The sequence below is a fragment of the Niallia sp. FSL W8-0954 genome, from assembly GCF_038005605.1.
GTDB lineage: Bacteria > Bacillota > Bacilli > Bacillales > Cytobacillaceae > Niallia > Niallia circulans_A.
In genome coordinates this window covers 250,950-268,467 of the sequence record NZ_JBBOTN010000001.1, presented here as the reverse complement: position 1 = coordinate 268,467, position 17,518 = coordinate 250,950, and the positions used below count along the sequence as shown (strand labels likewise).

Sequence of the window (17,518 nt, the reverse complement as noted above, 5' to 3'; positions counted from 1 at the left end):
GATTTCTATCCTTTTGTTCCTCCTGCTGTTAATCCAGATACGAAATGCTTCTGTAAAGCTACAAATACAATCGCAACCGGAATACTTATCAGAATAGCTCCAGCTGCAAAGGTGGTATAGCTTGCTCCCATTTTGTCGCTGACTAATTTATACAAGCCTATCGGAAGTGTATAGTATTCTGGATTTCTCAATATGACCGATGATATCGCGAAATCTCCCAGCGGAGCAGTGAATCCGTTCATTGCAACTACCGCAAGCATTGGTCTAGATAAGGGCATGAGTATTCTCCAAAATATTCTGGTGTTGCTAGCTCCATCAATTTTCGCACTTTCATCAAGGTCAAGCGGTATAGAATCAATATATCCCTTCATTAAATAGGTATTCATTGGGATTTGGCCACCAACATAAATAAATATTAAGAGCCAATGACTATTGATTAATCCAAGCATTTGCGCCAAAACAAAGATTGCGATTAAAGCAGAAAACTGTGGAATCATTTGTAATAGCAAGAATAGCATTAAACCATTTTTTCTCCCTTTAAACCGAAAACGAGAGAAAGCATATGCCGTATAAGAGACACATAGTATCGAAAACACCATTGTAAGAATACTAATCTTCATGGAATTCATATACCATTTTCCATAGTAAAGAGTGCCTTCCTGTTGAAAAAGGTCTTTGTAATGACCCACTGTTGGATTATCTGGGATAATACTCGTGCTTACCAAACTGTTACCTGGATTGAAGCTAGCACCAATCGTCCATACTAACGGATAAATAATAAGGGTACATACAATAAGCAAGAGGAGGTAAGTAAGTGTCATCCGAATAGTCCGCTGTTTTTTGATACTGACCGTTTTTTTGGCCATCTTATTTTACCTCCTTAAACGAATTCGTTCTTCTGAATTGCCAAAGAGCAATACTAATAACAAAAATACTTAGTAAAATCGTCAATGCAGCAGCAAGTGCATATTGACTGTTCTGCATCGTTAATTTATAAATCCAAGAAACTAAAATATCTGTACCACCGGCTGTTGATCCTGGCACAGCTGGTCCTCCCGCATTAAAAAGATAGATAATATTAAAGTTATTAAAATTAAACGTATATTGCGTAATAATAATAGGTGCCATTGAGTATAAAATAAGTGGCAGCGTAATATTTTTGAACTTTTGAAGGGGGGATGCTCCGTCAATCGTTGCTGCTTCGTAAAGATCATCGGAAATCGATTGAAGTACCCCCGTGGTGACAATGAATATATATGGAAAACCGAGCCATCCTTGTATAAGCAATAACGCTAATCGTGTCCAGTTTGGACTTGTCAGCCAAGGAATACTATCGATCCCCAAAAAGGCTAAGATGGAAGTATTAATCGCCCCAAAGCTATCATTGAACATACCTGCAAATACTAAAATTGTTACAAATCCAGGTACAGCCCACGGTAGCACTAAAATAGTACGAAAGAATTTTTTAAAGCGTAATTCCTTCTGATGAACAACCACCGCTAAAAAAATCCCGATTGCCACTTGAAGCGTTGAGGCAATCAGTGTCCAAATTAAAGTCCATCCTAATACATCAAAAAAAGTAGCTCTCCATATATCGACGGTAAATATCTTTTTAAATGTCTCAAGTCCTACCCAATCCACTAAATTAGCTGGAGCGGAATGATACAGGTCATAATTAGTAAAGGCAAGTGCAAAACAAAATAGGATCGGAAAAATAACAGAGAAAATAAGTAAAAGGAAGGCTGGACTTGTAATGATATATGGATATCCTTCTGCTAAAAGAACCTGATACTGCTCTTTTATGGAGGGAATAGCAAATCCTTCTTCTCTTCTCTTTCCAATCGCATAGGCATCTTTTATATTTAAGTAATAAAAAGCTAATCCGAAGAAAATAACAATTACAGCGATAATGCCCTCTGCAAGCAAGAAGATGGAATTATCTCGGGGCACTTGTTCCCCAAGCGTAACAATCCCCCATAGTCCCATATTAAATAAATCCTTAAAAACAACAATAAATGCGATAGAAAAGATAAGGAAGAATGCTCCCTTTCCCCATTGTTTATTATAGAACTGTCCTAAACCTGGAATGATTGATAATAATGCAGCTCTTTTCGCTGTCTTTGTATCTGTATCAACTGCCTTTGCTTGGAAGCTCATACTTAAACTTCACCTCTCTCCTTTTAAAAGGGACCAGTATTTTTTGGATACTGTTCCCCTCTTATTCCTAGTTAGTTTCCACTATTAGCAGCAATGGAACCTTTAATTGTCTCGACTGCTGTTGACAGGGCCTCTTTTGGCTTCGCTTTTCCTGTTGCAATCGTTTGAAGTGCTGAGTCAATTGGCTGCCACACTGCATCCATTGCTGTAATGCCTGGTGTTAATTGTGAATATTGAGATTGATTCGCTACTGCCTTTGCATTTTCACTTTCTTTCACAGCTGGATCTTCTGCTAACGCCTTTACTGCTGGAACTTCTTTCGTAATTTCATAACGTGTTTTAGAATTCTTTTCATTTGCTAAAAATTCAACTAATTTTTCTGCTAGTTCTGCATTTTTACTATAAGTGCTTACGTTATAGCTTTTCACCCCTATGAAGGATCCCATATGTTCTCCATTTGCTAACATCGGGAGCTCTGCTACTCCATAATTGACGCCTGCTTTCGCATACGGCTCTAAATTCCACGGTCCAGAAATAACTGCAGCGGCTTTCCCTTCTGTAAATAGAGAATCCAGAACATTTATCCCTTGCTCGCCAATAATTCCGGATGGGAACAATCCATCTTTATAAAATTTGGAAATATACTCTGCTCCTTCAATGGCTCCTTCATTTGCTAAACCAATATCCTCTGGATTGTATGCTCCAGAACTGTCCTGCCCGAATACATAACCTCCATATCCACTTAGAACGCCATTTGCATAGTATATTTGATCCCATAAAGCCAATAAGCCATAATTTCCATCCTTGGTTACCCCTTTAGAGAACTCATACCATTCCTCTGTTGTTTTCGGCAATTGGTCTTCACTTACTAAGTCCTTGTTATAATATAAAATGGTCGTTTCCACGGCTTTAGGAAGCCCATATACTTTGCCATCAACCATTTGGGATTCCATCGCTGCCTCTGTATACATTGCCTTTTGCGTATCATTAACTGTGATTTCCTTTAAAATCCCCTCTGTTACAGCCGTTCCAATCTGATCTGCGGGAATTGTGATAACATCAGCTCCTGTACCTGCTGGCCCATCTAATCGCAAATCTTCTAATTGATCTGCATAAGCTTTCTCTTCAACTTTAATTTTCACCTTATTTTCTTCTTCAAATTTTTTAATTGCATCTGCAATTCCTTCCGACTTGCTTTGATCTTCCCATACAAGGAGATCATAGCCATTGTTATTTTTCTTTGAAGATGTATCGCTACTTGCTTCATCTGATGGTCCACAACCTGCTAACGCTAAAGCTAAAGAACTACTCAAAAGTATTGCGGTAAGCCTCTTTTTCATCTTTTTTCCACCCTTTGCTTTTTTTATTTTCTGAAAACGTTTTCTAACAAAAGAATACTATACAAAGATTTTTTTGTAAATATATTTAGTAATATATTTTATTAACATAGAAAAATACAACACTTAATAAATTTAATAATATAATAAATACAAATAAAAACATTTACTTATTAAAAACAACAAAAGGAAAATAATTTACTAAAAAACATTACTAATTTATAAACAAATCGCTTATAATGTATGTATTGAGAACAGTGCTTTTAGGAGGTTTACATGGTCACCATAAAAGATATTGCAAAAAAGGCAGGTTTTTCACCATCTACCGTTTCGAGATTATTAAATAATGATTCAACACTCTCTATTTCTCCAGAAACCAAAAAGAGAATTTTAGATACAGCATTTGAATTAGGATATGAAAGAAAAAGTATTCAACCACTTATTGAAAAGGTGGCACTTCTATACTGGATTACGGATAAAGAAGAGCTAGAGGATGTTTATTTTAAACAAATGCGATTAGAACTGGAAAAAAACGCTATTAACCATAATATTGAATTGCATCTATACAAACATGAAGACGGTATAAATAGTATCCCCCATGATATTTCTGGCTTTATTGCAGTGGGAGCCTTTTCGATGGACGAAATTCAAAAGCTAAGAAAGAAAACAAAAAAGGGGGTTTTCATTGATGCTAACCCTGTTCCTGACCTATATGATGCTGTATTACCGGATACTGTAAGAATCACCAAAAAGGCAATTGATTACTTCATTGAAAATGGGCATCAAAAAATTGGGTTTATTGGTGGAACTTATCATAATCCGGATACAAATGAAGATGAAATGGATATTCGCGAAATCACGTTTCGTGCACATATGCAGAATATAGGATTGCTCGATGAAAGATATATATTTGGCGAAAGGCATTTTTCCGTAAATGATGGCTATACTGTTACAAAGAAAGCAATTGACTGCTTAAAAGAAGAATTGCCGACTGCCTTCTTTATTGCCTCTGATCCAATTGCAGTCGGAAGTCTTCAAGCTTTTAATGAATATAATATTTCGATTCCAAATAGAGTCAGTATTATAAGCGTCAATAATATAAGTGTGGCGAAATATGTATCACCTCCCTTAACAACCTTTCATATTGATATACCCGAACTATGCAAGACGGGTGTTTCTTTACTTCTCGAACAAATTCTAGATCAAAGAAAAATTCCAAAGACTGTTTTACTGCAGTCAGAATTAATTAAACGAAAAAGCACATGATCAAAAAGGCAACAGGGTTTCATTGTCACAAAAAAAGCATCCAAACAGATGCTTTTTTTTTCATACTTTTTTCGTATTGGGGGAATATAAAAAAATCCTATGATAACTTAGAGAAAGGATAATCGTAACTAGACGGGTGATTATTTAGTGGAAAGGAAAATATTAAGAATCCTCCTAATTTTAGGAATTGGACTTTTACCAATTATCTTTAGAAAAAAACAAGCAAAGGATTGGTTTCTTGTTTTCTTTTTAAAAGGGTATATGTCTAGTTTTATTGACGGTATTGTTACTTCGAAAAAACGCCTTAGTTTCCCTGTTCGATTTTTACCAAAGCATTTTAGAATTAATGTGTTATTTGATTATTTACTATTCCCGATCACCTGTGTTGTTTATAATCAAATAAGCTATCATTCCAAACTACCTGGAATTATTCTCAAAGCACTTTGTTTTAGTATCCCGATGACGATTGTAGAATTTCTGTTCGAAAAATACACAAAGTTAATCTCCTATAAGAAAGGCTGGAATTGGTATGATACATTGTTAACCGAAACTTGTACCTTCTTAATTTCCAGAATGTGTATTGGGATTATCCGTAAATTGGACAAAGAAGATAAAAAACAATCGATCCATTAAGGGTTCGATTGTTTTTCTTGGTCAAGAAGCACAAGCAATTCTTCTAGTTTTGCTATTTCATATGTTGGCTGGACTTCTAATTCTTTTTTCTTTTTTAATGGATTAAACCAGCATGTATCAATTCCTGCATTGCATCCGCCTTGTATATCGGCGCTTAGCGAATCGCCAATAATTAAAGTTGTCTCTTTGTTGATTTGCGGGATTCGTTCAAAGCAATAATCAAAGAACTCCTTCATTGGCTTTTGATAGCCAGTCTCTTCTGAGACAAATACAGCTTTAAAGAATGGGTAAAGACCTGAGGATTTTAACCGCTTCTCTTGGATTTTTGATATTCCATTGGTCACAATATATAAATCAAATCGATTGGAAATCCTTTGAATTAAATCAAATGCTCCATCTAACAGCTGATTTCCTTCTCCTAAATAATCGCGATAGCTTTGTTGTAATAAAACACCGTCTACTTTTATGCCCAATGTGTCAAAGAAAAGGGTAAATCTTGTATTGACGACCTCATCGCGCGTTATTTTTCCTTCTTCAAAGGCTTTCCAAAGGCCCTTATTGAGCTCTTGATATTGCTGTTTCCATTCGTCTCTGTAGGAAACTCCTTGCTCTTGCAGCAATAATCGAAAGGCGTGATCTTCTGCAGCTGTAAAATCTAGTAAAGTATCATCCACATCAAAAAGCAATGTTTGATAACACTTTACGCTCCCAGCGTTTTTGCTAGTGGTCTCTTCCTTATTATTCAGTAATCCTTGCATGTAAACTCACTCCTATTATTTCAGCATTTCTTTCACTGGATGTTTCTTCTCTGATGCACCACCCATTTTGAACACGAGAATTCCACCGATAATAACTAATACTCCTATTAATTGCTTTAAAGTAAACGGAACCTGATCTAATCCCAATAAACCAAAGGAATCAAATAGCAAGGCAAAAACAAGCTGAGAAGACAAAGAAATCGACACAGCATATGTTGCTCCCAAATGCTTAATCCCCTTTGTCATGCATACAACAACACCGACACCAATAATTCCGCTGAACCAATACCATGTGTGCATATTTTCTAAGTGAAAAAGGCCTGTACCTTCTGAAATAATACCCAAAGTAAAGGAGGCAATAAAGCCTAACGCTAACACTAGAGTCGTCGTTGCCCAAAGACCAGCCTTCTGATTTACTCGATTATTGAATATATTCTGCACCCCAACGAGACTCCCGCTAATAAAGGCAATCAGTAATCCATATATCATGTTTTTTATTCACCTGCCCCTTCTTCGTAAATACTTTTACCAGCTAAATTCAATAAACCATCGCGGTTTTTCACGATAATAAACCCCTTTTTCCGTTCAATCAATCCATCCTGACAGAATTGCTGTATTACCCTATTTAAATGACGATAGCTAGTGCCAATTAGATTGGCTGTATCCTTAAGATTAATTTCCTTACCATCCGTATTGTATAAAGGATCCTCCTTATCAAAAGAAACAGATACTAAATAACTAGCCAGTCTCACTTCCACTGGGTAAAATAAATTGAAACGCATCGAACTAGATTTTATATAGAATTTTTTCGTAATAATATCCAATAAAAACTGCAAGAAAGGGGCATAATCATTCGCATATTGCTTTAAATATCGTTTGTGTACACCAATGACCACCCCATCTGTGATAGCTTCCACCGTGTTCAAAATATCTGTATTCCTTACATATTCAACGTCCCCAACCATTTCGATTGGTGTTTTAAAGGATAGAATTAACGTTTTTCCTTCTGCTGTTGTCGTATATATTTTCACCTTGCCATCTACCAAAATGTAAAGATATTCCGCTGCCTGTCCTTGCGTACAAATAAATTCCCCTTGATTAAAAGCATAAAGATGTAAATGGTCTTTCAACTTTTTCGGAAAGATTGCTTCTAATTGAAACTTGCGAATATATTTTTCTATCTGCTCTAGATTTCCCATTTCTTTCACGGATGGTTCTCCTTACATTTTTAATAAAAGAACACCTATTATCATCATACCAATTCCAATAAACTGCGGAGCTCTCATTTGCTGCTTTTCCAGTCCAAACCAGCCATTGCTATCTATTAGAAAAGTTATAAATAACTGGGCAATCAAAGCTGTTGAGATTGTTAACGTTGCTCCCACTAAATGCATGGCAGTAATCGTACTGAAAATAACAACCGAAGCAAAAGATCCTCCCGCCAAATATAATGGCTTTACTTGTTTATATTTTGAAAATGCTTCTTCCTTTACGATTAACAAGATTAGAAATGCAAGTACAAAACCAGTAAATTGTGTAATGGTAGCTGCCTGCCAAGAACCAATATCCTGACTAATTTTTGCATTTGCCACTCCTTGAAGGGTAATGAATGCCCCACCCATTAGTGCAAATAAAATACCTCTCATTTGTTCGACCCCTTGTTGTTTGATTTCCTTTTTAAAAATAATCGATTTCTAAAAATAGGAAAAGGACATATGTCCTAAATACTCCTTCTCCTAGTATAATCTTTTTTCCATAAAAAAACTCCGTCTGAAAACTTAATTTCAAACGGAGTTTATCTATTTAACTAGTTAAATACCTATTAAACAGTTTGTGCTGCTAATTTCTTTCCAGCAGCAGCAACTTTTTGTAATCCTTCTTCAATGATAGAAGCAGCTTTATCAGGCATTGCGTTATGGCCTTCGATAATAACTTCATCAATGATTTCCATACCAAATACGCCACCAAATACAGCACGCATATAGTTAACAGCCATTTCAGAAGAAGCAGCTTCTGGAGTAGAATAAACGCCGCCACGAGCATTTAAAAGGATTGCTTTCTTATCTGTCATTAATTGAATCATGTTACCTTCTGCATCAAATTTAAAGGCAAAGCCTGCAGCATATACATAATCAATAAATGTTTGTAATTTAGCTGGAATAGTTAAGTTCCAAAGCGGGAATGCGAACACTACTACATCAGCAGCTGTTAAAGCATCCATCGCTTTTTGCTTTGCAGCTAATAAGCGTTGCTCTATATCTGTTAATTCTTCTCCGCTTTGCACTTTACCGAAAGCATCAAATAATTCTTGACCAAAATAAGGAGTATCTTCTGCATAGACATCATATACATTCACATTAAGGTTTTCAGCACCCTTAACAGATTCCATAAACGTTTCATACATTTTGCTTGATACAGCTTCAGCTGCTGGACGATTGTTTGCTTTTACTACTAATACATTCATTTATTTCATTTTCCTTTCCCTCATACAAATTTAAACCTATGTGAATATCATAACAAAAAAAATGGTTCAAAGGCAAATATTTTTAATTAAAGATATTTAATTAAATATTTCCAATCAAAATGCAAATAAGCTATTCCATTGGAATGAGGAAATTAGTAGAATAGTAGGTAAAATAATGAAAAGGATGATGAGGATGCACATTATAATCGACCCTGTTACATCAAAAGAAATCATTGCTTTATTAGAGGATCATTTACATAGCATGACCCTTCACTCCCCTCCTGAGAGCATTCATGCATTAGATGTGGAAGGATTAAGAAAACCAGATGTAACCTTTTGGAGTGCATGGGAGGATGGAGAGCTAACTGGCTGCGGCGCATTAAAAGAGCTAGATAACAAGCATGGAGAAATAAAGTCTATGAAAACCTCCCCTCATCATCTACGAAAAGGAGTAGCAAGAAAACTACTCCTCCATATTATCGCAGAAGCCAAAAATCGTGGCTATAGCCGATTAAGTTTAGAGACAGGTTCCATGGATGCTTTTCTACCAGCAAAAAAACTATACGAAAGCTTAGGATTTGAGTATTGCGGCCCATTTTCGGATTATACCGAAGATCCAAATAGTGTTTTTATGACGTTAGCATTAGAAAAATAAGATTTTAAAGATCATTCGATTATAACTGCAGGCCAGTCCGTTTCCACTGATTCACAATGAATAATTGGAAACGGACTGGCCCCTTATCTTCCTTGTAATCGGTATTACAAGCTACTCAAATGCTCATGAATGATTTTCCAATTTCCATCTGAATCTTTTACGAACACATTCGTTGCTCGTCCACTGCCTTTTATAAATTCGCCTTTATAATATCCTTCATAATGATAATGATAGACGCATGTTGCTGTGTCATTTCCCATACCTAGCCACTGTATGTCTGTAGCTGAATACTTTTCTTCCTTAATAGTGTTCCACGCATTCTCAAAATAATTTTTTATCTCCTCTTTACTTCTGCATGTTTGGTCTGAGAACCAATATATCGCTTGTGGGTGTAGCAGCCGTTCTACATTTTCGAAGTCATGCGTATTTGTCGCATCAATATATTGCTCTAATAGATTAATTGGGCTCATATAAAGTAACCTTCTTCCCTATTTTATTTAGATTTACCTTATTATAATATGTTTGCATAGAACGAGAATAGATTTGATAAAAATAATGGCTAGTCGTTTTCTTTTGGCTTTTACTGGATCTTGAGATGCCTACTATCATTCTATCATTCTATCATTCTGGATAGCTAGTAGTTGCAGTCCTACCGTCCATTAAGAGCGGAATCAATCTTCCTACTTTGCCACCAAAATCATAATATAGATGGATACTTACTTTATTTTCACAGTCCAACGCATATTTAATTCTTACCATCTCAATCTAAAAGATTATTCGCAAGCATTTCCTTAATATGATTTCTTTCCTCTTCATTTACCACGAAGAAATACTTACCATCTATATAAGCATCCTCACCTTTTACCTCATATTGTTCCATTCTATTTCTAGTATTCTTATAGCCTTTTTCAATAGATATCATCTCATTCAAGGGAATATTAGTTTTAACATTTTCACCTAAAGTCTCTAATATATCCTTAAATTTAGTAACTGAGGAGATACTAGTTCCTTTATCAATAATCGCTGCTATCACCTTTCTTTGTCTTTCATTCCTGCCAAAATCTCCTCTAGGGTCCAGTTTTCTCATTCTCGCATAACCTAATGCCTGCTCCCCATCTAAATCTATATTTCCTAATTGATAATGATATCCTTTCTTGTAGTACCCTTCATCAAGCCATTCAATTTCATTATCTACAGTTATGCCACCTAAAGCATCGACCATCCCACTTAGTGCTTCCATATTAATTTTTATATAATAGTCCAATTTTTGGCCAGTAAATCCCTCCACTGTATCTAATACCATCTTCACTCCCCCTAACGCATAAGCAGAGTTAATTCTAGTAATCGCCCCGTTTCCGACTATTTCTGCTCTTGTATCTCTCGGTATACTTATCATTTGTAATTTTTCCTTCACCGGATTTAACGTCATAACAATCAAGGCATCAGTTCTCCCCACATCGTTCTTCCGCTCATCCACTCCCATTAATAAAATGGAGATAGGCTTTTTATCTTTGACATTTTCACTTCTTAGCTTACTTTCCGTTTTTGTTTCTCCATCAATAGGTTCATAAACCTTATCTACTGTATTATCTATCGTTTTATACAAGTAAAATACAAAACTACATATGCTAATAAAAATAATAGATAATATACTTATAGTAATTTTCTTATGTTTTTTCATGGTTATCTCTCTTTCTTTTTATTACTCCTTATTTAAAAAAGTTGGAATATATCATCCGGAACTTCCTTATTTATCCATATATCAATTGTATCTATTATTACTTTGCTCATGCCATTTTGATCATATAAAGCTAAATACAAAATAATACCTGTTTCCTTATCTACTGTCAGAGCAAAAGCATCTTTCTTGGGAAAATGAGTATTATCCGGCTGCTTACCTTCAATCTGATAGAGCACTCTCCCAAACCGCTCTACTTCCTTGTATTTCCAATTATTATAATTTTCAAGAAGTGAAATATACTTTCTGCCTTCGAAAATGGAACCTAAATATCCTGATTCTATAAATTCCTGTTTTGTTAAATTTTTTTCTTCAGAAATGCCTATTGTGGAATTTTTATAGATTAGCTTTCCATCTTTCCATAATATATTTATTGTTTGATAACCATCATCGGTCCATACTTTCTCGCTGGATTTATATAGTTCTTTGTCTAGATTTAATGTAAAAGTTATAGTATTAGCTTTATCTCCATCACTCATTCTATTCTCGAATTGGCCAACAACAGTATGCACAGGTTTAAATGTTTGGGATAATCTTTCAACAATTTCCTTTTTATCTCGGTATTGTGCTGAAACACTCTGATTTATCATAAGACTTTTCATACCAATAAAAAAAAGGATAATCATGACTACACTAATGATTGCCGGAATATATTTATGAACAAACCATGGGCTTTTTCTTTTCTTTCCAGAATAATTAATCTGCTTCAATACCTTTTGCTTCTGTTCTTCCGAAAAATTTATTTCCTTTAATATCGTTCCGTTCATTTTCTCATCTAAATTTTTTAGTTTTTCATCCATTGCCATCTCCTCCATCAAGCAGTTTTTTTAGCTTCTGACGTGCACGATGCATTCTGGACTTTACCGTATTCTCATTCAATTCTAGTAATTCTGCTATTTCATGTTGAGAAAGACCTTCATAGTAGTAGAGAATAATAACTTCTCGAAGGGGAACAGACAAAGAAATGACTTGTTCGGAAATAAAGCGATTCTCTTCATTTAAAAGAATTTGTTTCTCCACCGATTGCTCCTTAGTATCTCTTTTAAAAGAAAGAAAGTCTGCAAAAAGGATATTTTTATAAGACCAGCTTTTTAATACATCTTTACAGCGATTTACCGTGATACGGTATACCCAAGTCTTATAGGATGCCTCGTTTCGAAAATTATCGATATTTTCATAACATTTTATAAATACATCCTGAGCAATATCCTCTGCTGTTTGTTTATGGCGAACATAGGTATATGCTAATCGGACAACACTTTTTCCGTACTCATCCATTAACCAAATAAGGCGTTCTTCCTTTTCAAGAGGATCGGTAGAGCTCATTTGCTCTCTCTGATGCATATTGTGCTTTTTCTCAAGCATCTAAAACCTCCTCCTTTTTCCTATTACGTTTAGACGACACAAACCTCTTTTAGGTTCTGTTTTTTCTCCATATTTTCTTTTAATATGGTAAGAGACTTTCTTTAGAGATTTATTGTATTTACTACCCAACTAAAAAAATCCAAGAAAGCATCTATCACTTTCTCGGATTACAATTAGAATTTCCTACTTCTTCTTTCCACCAATACTATATCTCTCCACTCACCATCTAGCTTGCCAATTTTCTCTCGAATGCCGACTTCTCTAAAGCCACAGCTCTTATGAAGATAGATGCTTGCTTTATTTTCTGGAAATATGCCTGATTGCAGTGTCCAATAACCACTTTGTTCAGAATGTTCAATTAATTTTTCTAATAAAAGTTTCCCATATCCTTTGCGATGATAAGCTGGATGTATATACACACTGTGCTCCCCAACCCCTTGATATACACAACGGTTCGATACTTTGCTGATAGCAGCCCAACCAATCACTCTATGCGTTTCTTTATCTAATAGGACTAGGCTAGCAGTTAAATCTTTATTATTGCTCCATTTTTCCCAAGTGGGAACATCTGTCTCAAATGTTGCTTGTCTTGATTGTATCCCTAATCTATAAATAGCTGCGATTGCTTCCCAGTATTTCTCCGAAATCTTCTCAACCTTTACGCTCATCCTCCTTCTCCTCCTTCACGACACAACAGCCATCTTTTTTCTTTCCTACTTCTTCTATCATAATGGTACAACAATCATTTTTCTGCTCTTTTTTCATTATTTTTTTTAAAATATTCATAATAAATCATTCCTCCTGCTAATTGTTTTCCTTTTAGATAAAATAAAACAAAAATCCTGAAATCGTGGACATCGAAATAACCGATAAAATAAACGCGAACACTAATTTCCGCTTAAAGATGCTATTTAATAAGCTTAGCTCTGGGAGACTTGCTCCTGCTGAGCTGATCATCATTGCCATGACTGGTCCGAGCGCCATCCCCTTCGCAATAAGAATCTGGGAAATCGGAATCATAGATGATAACCGAATATATAAAGGAATACCAATAATGGCTGCGATTGGAATCAACCACCACTTCTCTCCGCCTAAGTAGGTTGCTACAAACTCTGTTGGCACGATTCCTCCTATCACTGCTCCAATACCTGCTCCTATTAACAAAAAAGGGTAAACAGTTTTCATTAATGTTAAAATTTCAGAAACTGTATTTTTCAAGCTAAATCCCTTCTCTGCTTGAGACGCATTTTTGATGATGACATTTTTTACTTCTTTTTCAAACCCCCATTTCTCTAATACAAAGCCAAGTATAACTGAAAGTATCGTTGTAATTGCCGTATATGTGAGAGCTACTTTCCATCCCATTAGAACAGCCATTACAGTTAAAATAGTTGGATCAAGAACGGGAGAAGTAAATAAAAAAATCATAACGGTGCTAAACCGGATTTTATTTTTTAATAAATTCACCACAACCGGTATGGTAGAACAGGAACAAAAAGGGGTAATAAAAGCAAAGACTACTGCAATCAGCGCACTAACAATAGGTGGAGCCTCCTTCATCCACATCTCCACTTTGTTATAGCGAATAAATCCTTGCAGCAGGTTAACAATGAAAGATACAACCACAAACAGAACAGTTAATTCGATTACTAACCATGCGAAATTTTTCAACACTTCATACCACATCTTAAAAGCCTCCTATTATTTGCAAAATACAAGTATTATATCAGAGCTATATTAAGAAGGAAATCTAACATAGCTTTTTTCCATCACTTAACCGGGTGACAACACATATTGCTTTTTGCCATGGAACTATTTAATAACTTTAACGACCGTATTACCGTTTCTCTTTCAAAGTCTGACATAAAGGAGAGAACTTCTTCTAAATATTGATTCATTTGGGTATCAATAGAAGTCGCAATCGCTTTTCCTTGCATTGTTAATTGGAGTACGTATACTCTCTTGTCGTTCATTGATTGTTGCTTATTCACTAATTCCATTTTTACTAAAGATTGAATTTGCCGGCTAAAGGTGGTAATATCCATTCCAATAAGCTCCGCTATTTCTTGCATTGACGGATTACTTCTCTTATCAATTTCATATAAAATATGACTTTGGACAAGCGATATTTCTGTTTTTCCAACAGAACAACAATTTTTATCAAGTACACCAAATCTTCTCATCGTAATTTGTAAAATCTCACGGATATTTTCCATCCCTTTTCCCCTTTTCTTTATGAAGTTACTTTTATTATATCCTATTATTTGCATTTTGCAACTATTTAATTCAGACTGTTTTTTTAAACAGTCCTACTTACACTTTTCTGCTGAGAATAATTTGTTCTCCTTTTGGTCCCATTACTCTTCTTCCTGTCTCAGCAAATCCTGCTTTCTGATAAACATATTGTGCTCTAGTATTTTTTACATTCACAGCCAAGATTACTTCCTTTTTCGCAGGAAAATGCTTTTTCACAAAGGGAACTAATTGTTCCATTGATTTCCCGCCTATCCCTTGCCCCTGAAACGAATGCTGAATAGAATAAGCTCGCATAAGAATAGCTTCTTTATTGTCACTATACGATTTTACTCCCTCCCATCCATGAAGGACAAAAAAACCCGCAACCATCCCATCATTTAAGATAACAATAGGATGACGATCCTCTTCCGTTAAACATTTCTCTAAAGCATCAAGCGGCGTACTTGTATAATATAGCTGTTCATCCGATAAAAGATATTCTTCTAATTGCCGCTTATATTTTTCTTCATAAAATTCCAATGATATAGGCACTATCTTCACCTTCCATTTACTTTGTTGTTGATAGATTTTTCACTAGCACCACTTCATCTCTAATAGGAATACCATCGTTTCCGAGGAAAGGGATTTCTGGTTTAATCTTTCTAGCTTCTTTTACTGCGTCTTTAAGCAATTCTGCTAAACAATAGCCCCTTTTTTGGTAAAACTTTAAGGCTAATAAATTATCATTTGTTGTAATTATTTTGACCTGATCACATGGGGCTTGTTTGGCTGTTCGTTCAACAGTTTGTAAAAGCTTTGTTCCAACGCCCCTTCCTTCTTCGATACTGTCTAAAGAGATAATTTCACACTCCGTATCTCTTAAAATGTAGGTTATTAAACCAATCATTTCCCCTTCTTTATTCAAGGCAATAAATCCATCTAAAGCACTGCAATCATAGATGCCTGTAGAAAGGACCATTTCGGGGCTTCCCCAATGAGATTGGAAAAATAATTTTACTTTTTCACGGTTGGTTTCAGTAATCGCAGTAATATTCATCTCAGTTCCTTCTCCATACAAAGATATTTTTGATGCCCAATAGGCTTAGAGGCAAAGAAAACCTCTCCTTTTTCTATATAACCATGCTTTTTATATAACTTTAAAGCTTGAGGGTTTCCTGAAAATACATCTAATCGGATGCTATCATATCCTTTGGCAAGAGCATATTCCTCCATATGCTGGACCATGATTGCTCCTATGCCTTTTCCTTGGTAACGGGGATTAAGCATGAGAGAGTGAATAATCAAAGGATTATTTCCATTCCATGGAATGGACTGCCATTCCTCTGTTTGCCATTCATTTAATACCACATGTCCCACTATCTTATCCTCTTCTAATAAAACGAATAGCATCTTGTTTTCCATGCAGTCCTGGAAATAACCTCTATTAGGATAATGATCATCCCATTGGAAAATATCATGCTTAATTAGATTTTCTCTGCATTTGATATATATATCATTAACTTCTTCTAGCATATTGGCTCTTGCCGTTATAAATCGCAATTTCATTCCACCTCTTTCCTATCATGATGCTCGTCTCTATTTTACCATTTTCACTCTTATATGGGGATAATTTCCCTTATAAATGTCCATTTTCTCGTTTGAGCATATCGAACACATATTTCATGGAATAGAGGTAAAATTATACATATAACATAAGAGTAAGAGGTGAATGGTGTGTTCGAGAAATCTATATATAAAACTATTCTAAGCAATTCCTTCACCATTCCAGTGAAGGTTACTTATTGGGATGGAAAATCAGCTGTTTATGGTAACGGCGATCCTGCCATAGAGCTTATTTTTAGAAAGCCTATTCGTATTAAAGACATTCATAATAACGCATCATTAGCTTTAGGAGAAGCATACATGAACGGGAAGATTGAAATAAAAGGAAGTATCGAGGATTTAATTGCGTCTGCCTATGAAAATGCATCTAGCTTTATGCAAAATAATAAGTTTAGGAAATTTGTTCCCAAACAATCTCATACGAAAGCGCGAAGTAAAGAAGATATCCAAAATCATTACGATATCGGCAATGACTTTTATAAACTATGGCTAGACCGTTCCATGACTTATTCCTGTGCCTATTTCAAAAATCCAGAAGACACATTAGAAACCGCACAGCAAAATAAGGTGGATCATATTTTAAAAAAATTAAATCTATCTCCGGGCCAGCATCTCTTAGACATTGGCTGTGGATGGGGGAATCTTATTTTTACTGCGGTTAAAGATTATCAGGTGAAGGCAACCGGCATTACTTTGAGCCAAGAACAGTATGATTATGTGACCCAACTAGCTAAGGAAAAAGGATTATCGGAAAGCATAACCGTCTATTTAATGGATTATCGTGATTTAAAGGATAGGAACTTTGACCGCATCACTAGTGTAGGGATGTTTGAACATGTAGGTAAGGAAAATCTTCAAGCCTATTTCCACCAGGTACATCAATTGCTAAAAGACGATGGGGCAGCCTTAATTCATGGAATTTCACGTCAACAAGGTGGCGCAACTAATGCTTGGATCAATAAATATATTTTTCCTGGAGGCTATATCCCTGGAGTCGCAGAGCTAGTCAGCCATATGACAGCTGAAAATCTCCAATTAGTAGACTTAGAAAGCCTTCGTCGCCATTATCAAAAAACATTAGAAATATGGCATGCTAACTTTATCGCTAACCTAGAGGAAATCAGGAAAACAAAGGATGAACGCTTTATCCGCATGTGGGACTTGTATTTGCAGGCTTGTGCCGCTTCCTTTAAAGCCAGCAACATTGATGTTATTCAATATTTATTGGTTAAGAAAAGCAGTAATTCGTTACCAATGACGAGAGGATAAAGAATCAGGGGGAAGGTT

The 17,518-nt window shown here is 35.5% G+C and carries 24 protein-coding genes; 4 read left to right on the top strand and 20 right to left on the bottom strand.

The genetic code is table 11. The features are described from left to right. Nucleotides 1–5: 5 nt before the first annotated feature. The 3 genes from NX902_RS01485 to NX902_RS01475 form a co-directional block, all read right to left on the bottom strand. Entirely contained in the window at nucleotides 6–866 is an 861-nt protein-coding gene (locus tag NX902_RS01485; RefSeq protein WP_047944009.1) for a sugar ABC transporter permease, read from the bottom strand. Between the two features lies 1 nt (nucleotide 867). Beyond that, nucleotides 868–2,157: a sugar ABC transporter permease gene (locus tag NX902_RS01480; RefSeq protein ID WP_095331268.1), complete on the bottom strand. Its 1,290-nt coding sequence runs from the start codon at nucleotides 2,155–2,157 to the stop codon at nucleotides 868–870. A gap of 71 nt (nucleotides 2,158–2,228) precedes the next feature. Continuing rightward, nucleotides 2,229–3,497: a sugar ABC transporter substrate-binding protein gene (locus NX902_RS01475; protein ID WP_163185768.1), complete on the bottom strand. Its 1,269-nt coding sequence runs from the start codon at nucleotides 3,495–3,497 to the stop codon at nucleotides 2,229–2,231. Nucleotides 3,498–3,770: 273 nt separating this feature from the next. On the opposite strand from NX902_RS01475, the gene NX902_RS01470 reads away from it, so the two are divergent. Next, a complete protein-coding gene (locus NX902_RS01470) occupies nucleotides 3,771–4,760 on the top strand; it encodes a LacI family DNA-binding transcriptional regulator (RefSeq protein ID WP_095331272.1) in 990 nt (329 codons plus the stop codon). A 147-nt stretch (nucleotides 4,761–4,907) separates the two neighbouring features. Continuing rightward, nucleotides 4,908–5,393 (top strand): CBO0543 family protein, encoded by a 486-nt coding sequence (locus NX902_RS01465; protein ID WP_341160511.1) that lies wholly within the window; start codon nucleotides 4,908–4,910, stop codon nucleotides 5,391–5,393. On the opposite strand, the gene NX902_RS01460 is transcribed toward NX902_RS01465, so the two are convergent. From NX902_RS01460 to NX902_RS01440, 5 genes are all read right to left on the bottom strand, one after another. Next, nucleotides 5,390–6,151 (bottom strand): YjjG family noncanonical pyrimidine nucleotidase, encoded by a 762-nt coding sequence (locus tag NX902_RS01460; protein ID WP_095331276.1) that lies wholly within the window; start codon nucleotides 6,149–6,151, stop codon nucleotides 5,390–5,392. The two genes, NX902_RS01465 and NX902_RS01460, sit on opposite strands and share 4 nt — an antisense overlap. A gap of 15 nt (nucleotides 6,152–6,166) precedes the next feature. Next, entirely contained in the window at nucleotides 6,167–6,640 is a 474-nt protein-coding gene (locus tag NX902_RS01455; RefSeq protein WP_341160510.1) for a DMT family transporter, read from the bottom strand. 5 nt (nucleotides 6,641–6,645) lie between these two features. Then, entirely contained in the window at nucleotides 6,646–7,359 is a 714-nt protein-coding gene (locus NX902_RS01450) for a Crp/Fnr family transcriptional regulator (protein WP_095331280.1), read from the bottom strand. Nucleotides 7,360–7,371: 12 nt separating this feature from the next. Further along, nucleotides 7,372–7,797 (bottom strand): DMT family transporter, encoded by a 426-nt coding sequence (locus NX902_RS01445; RefSeq protein ID WP_047943997.1) that lies wholly within the window; start codon nucleotides 7,795–7,797, stop codon nucleotides 7,372–7,374. Nucleotides 7,798–7,973: 176 nt separating this feature from the next. After that, a complete protein-coding gene (locus tag NX902_RS01440; RefSeq protein WP_061800665.1) occupies nucleotides 7,974–8,615 on the bottom strand; it encodes an FMN-dependent NADH-azoreductase in 642 nt (213 codons plus the stop codon). Nucleotides 8,616–8,808: 193 nt separating this feature from the next. Between NX902_RS01440 and NX902_RS01435 the strand changes: the two genes are divergently transcribed. Next, a complete protein-coding gene (locus NX902_RS01435) occupies nucleotides 8,809–9,270 on the top strand; it encodes a GNAT family N-acetyltransferase (RefSeq protein ID WP_061800667.1) in 462 nt (153 codons plus the stop codon). Between the two features lie 104 nt (nucleotides 9,271–9,374). Here NX902_RS01435 and NX902_RS01430 read toward each other — a convergent pair whose 3' ends face one another. The 12 genes from NX902_RS01430 to NX902_RS01375 all read right to left on the bottom strand — a co-directional run bounded on the left by NX902_RS01430 (nucleotide 9,375) and on the right by NX902_RS01375 (nucleotide 16,168). Then, entirely contained in the window at nucleotides 9,375–9,740 is a 366-nt protein-coding gene (locus NX902_RS01430) for a YybH family protein (protein ID WP_171509216.1), read from the bottom strand. Nucleotides 9,741–9,891: 151 nt separating this feature from the next. Further along, on the bottom strand, nucleotides 9,892–10,029 hold the full coding sequence (locus NX902_RS01425) for a hypothetical protein (protein ID WP_341160509.1): 138 nt from the start codon (nucleotides 10,027–10,029) through the stop codon (nucleotides 9,892–9,894). 1 nt (nucleotide 10,030) lies between these two features. Then, the gene (locus NX902_RS01420) at nucleotides 10,031–10,951 is read right to left on the bottom strand and encodes an LCP family glycopolymer transferase (protein ID WP_095331284.1); all 921 of its coding nucleotides are present in this window, start codon (nucleotides 10,949–10,951) and stop codon (nucleotides 10,031–10,033) included. Nucleotides 10,952–10,983: 32 nt separating this feature from the next. Further along, nucleotides 10,984–11,808 (bottom strand): hypothetical protein, encoded by an 825-nt coding sequence (locus NX902_RS01415; protein ID WP_171509215.1) that lies wholly within the window; start codon nucleotides 11,806–11,808, stop codon nucleotides 10,984–10,986. Then, a complete protein-coding gene (locus NX902_RS01410; RefSeq protein WP_095331290.1) occupies nucleotides 11,801–12,373 on the bottom strand; it encodes a sigma-70 family RNA polymerase sigma factor in 573 nt (190 codons plus the stop codon). The genes NX902_RS01415 and NX902_RS01410 overlap by 8 nt, the downstream gene beginning before the upstream one ends. A 173-nt stretch (nucleotides 12,374–12,546) precedes the next feature. Further along, the gene (locus tag NX902_RS01405) at nucleotides 12,547–13,041 is read right to left on the bottom strand and encodes a GNAT family N-acetyltransferase (protein WP_123258730.1); all 495 of its coding nucleotides are present in this window, start codon (nucleotides 13,039–13,041) and stop codon (nucleotides 12,547–12,549) included. Then, the gene (locus NX902_RS01400) at nucleotides 13,025–13,159 is read right to left on the bottom strand and encodes a hypothetical protein (RefSeq protein ID WP_268877124.1); all 135 of its coding nucleotides are present in this window, start codon (nucleotides 13,157–13,159) and stop codon (nucleotides 13,025–13,027) included. The genes NX902_RS01405 and NX902_RS01400 overlap by 17 nt, the downstream gene beginning before the upstream one ends. 33 nt (nucleotides 13,160–13,192) lie before the next feature. Continuing rightward, complete coding sequence (locus tag NX902_RS01395; protein WP_095331294.1) at nucleotides 13,193–14,059, bottom strand: permease; 867 nt, start codon at nucleotides 14,057–14,059, stop codon at nucleotides 13,193–13,195. Nucleotides 14,060–14,142: 83 nt separating this feature from the next. Next, nucleotides 14,143–14,589, bottom strand: coding sequence for a MarR family winged helix-turn-helix transcriptional regulator (locus NX902_RS01390; protein WP_016201414.1), 447 nt, complete (start codon nucleotides 14,587–14,589; stop codon nucleotides 14,143–14,145). Between the two features lie 97 nt (nucleotides 14,590–14,686). Beyond that, the gene (locus tag NX902_RS01385; protein ID WP_171509214.1) at nucleotides 14,687–15,160 is read right to left on the bottom strand and encodes a GNAT family N-acetyltransferase; all 474 of its coding nucleotides are present in this window, start codon (nucleotides 15,158–15,160) and stop codon (nucleotides 14,687–14,689) included. Nucleotides 15,161–15,176: 16 nt separating this feature from the next. After that, nucleotides 15,177–15,665: a GNAT family N-acetyltransferase gene (locus NX902_RS01380; protein ID WP_123260104.1), complete on the bottom strand. Its 489-nt coding sequence runs from the start codon at nucleotides 15,663–15,665 to the stop codon at nucleotides 15,177–15,179. Beyond that, a complete protein-coding gene (locus NX902_RS01375; RefSeq protein ID WP_164463744.1) occupies nucleotides 15,662–16,168 on the bottom strand; it encodes a GNAT family N-acetyltransferase in 507 nt (168 codons plus the stop codon). Before NX902_RS01375 ends, NX902_RS01380 begins: the two co-directional genes overlap by 4 nt. A 174-nt stretch (nucleotides 16,169–16,342) precedes the next feature. Here NX902_RS01375 and NX902_RS01370 point away from each other — a divergent pair, with 174 nt between their 5' ends. Beyond that, a complete protein-coding gene (locus NX902_RS01370; protein ID WP_123260106.1) occupies nucleotides 16,343–17,500 on the top strand; it encodes an SAM-dependent methyltransferase in 1,158 nt (385 codons plus the stop codon). Nucleotides 17,501–17,518: the final 18 nt, after the last annotated feature.

Bases quoted from the DNA above. Each gene is read 5' to 3' on its own strand.
- NX902_RS01485 (WP_047944009.1), bottom strand. From the start codon at position 866: ATGGCCAAAAAAACGGTCAGTATCAAAAAACAGCGGACTATTCGGATG.
- NX902_RS01480 (WP_095331268.1), bottom strand. From the start codon at position 2,157: ATGAGCTTCCAAGCAAAGGCAGTTGATACAGATACAAAGACAGCGAAA.
- NX902_RS01475 (WP_163185768.1), bottom strand. From the start codon at position 3,497: ATGAAAAAGAGGCTTACCGCAATACTTTTGAGTAGTTCTTTAGCTTTA.
- NX902_RS01470 (WP_095331272.1), top strand. From the start codon at position 3,771: ATGGTCACCATAAAAGATATTGCAAAAAAGGCAGGTTTTTCACCATCT.
- NX902_RS01460 (WP_095331276.1), bottom strand. From the start codon at position 6,151: ATGCAAGGATTACTGAATAATAAGGAAGAGACCACTAGCAAAAACGCT.
- NX902_RS01455 (WP_341160510.1), bottom strand. From the start codon at position 6,640: ATGATATATGGATTACTGATTGCCTTTATTAGCGGGAGTCTCGTTGGG.
- NX902_RS01445 (WP_047943997.1), bottom strand. From the start codon at position 7,797: ATGAGAGGTATTTTATTTGCACTAATGGGTGGGGCATTCATTACCCTT.
- NX902_RS01440 (WP_061800665.1), bottom strand. From the start codon at position 8,615: ATGAATGTATTAGTAGTAAAAGCAAACAATCGTCCAGCAGCTGAAGCT.
- NX902_RS01435 (WP_061800667.1), top strand. From the start codon at position 8,809: ATGCACATTATAATCGACCCTGTTACATCAAAAGAAATCATTGCTTTA.
- NX902_RS01430 (WP_171509216.1), bottom strand. From the start codon at position 9,740: ATGAGCCCAATTAATCTATTAGAGCAATATATTGATGCGACAAATACG.
- NX902_RS01425 (WP_341160509.1), bottom strand. From the start codon at position 10,029: ATGGTAAGAATTAAATATGCGTTGGACTGTGAAAATAAAGTAAGTATC.
- NX902_RS01420 (WP_095331284.1), bottom strand. From the start codon at position 10,951: ATGAAAAAACATAAGAAAATTACTATAAGTATATTATCTATTATTTTT.
- NX902_RS01415 (WP_171509215.1), bottom strand. From the start codon at position 11,808: ATGGATGAAAAACTAAAAAATTTAGATGAGAAAATGAACGGAACGATA.
- NX902_RS01410 (WP_095331290.1), bottom strand. From the start codon at position 12,373: ATGCTTGAGAAAAAGCACAATATGCATCAGAGAGAGCAAATGAGCTCT.
- NX902_RS01405 (WP_123258730.1), bottom strand. From the start codon at position 13,041: ATGAGCGTAAAGGTTGAGAAGATTTCGGAGAAATACTGGGAAGCAATC.
- NX902_RS01400 (WP_268877124.1), bottom strand. From the start codon at position 13,159: ATGAATATTTTAAAAAAAATAATGAAAAAAGAGCAGAAAAATGATTGT.
- NX902_RS01395 (WP_095331294.1), bottom strand. From the start codon at position 14,059: ATGTGGTATGAAGTGTTGAAAAATTTCGCATGGTTAGTAATCGAATTA.
- NX902_RS01390 (WP_016201414.1), bottom strand. From the start codon at position 14,589: ATGGAAAATATCCGTGAGATTTTACAAATTACGATGAGAAGATTTGGT.
- NX902_RS01380 (WP_123260104.1), bottom strand. From the start codon at position 15,665: ATGAATATTACTGCGATTACTGAAACCAACCGTGAAAAAGTAAAATTA.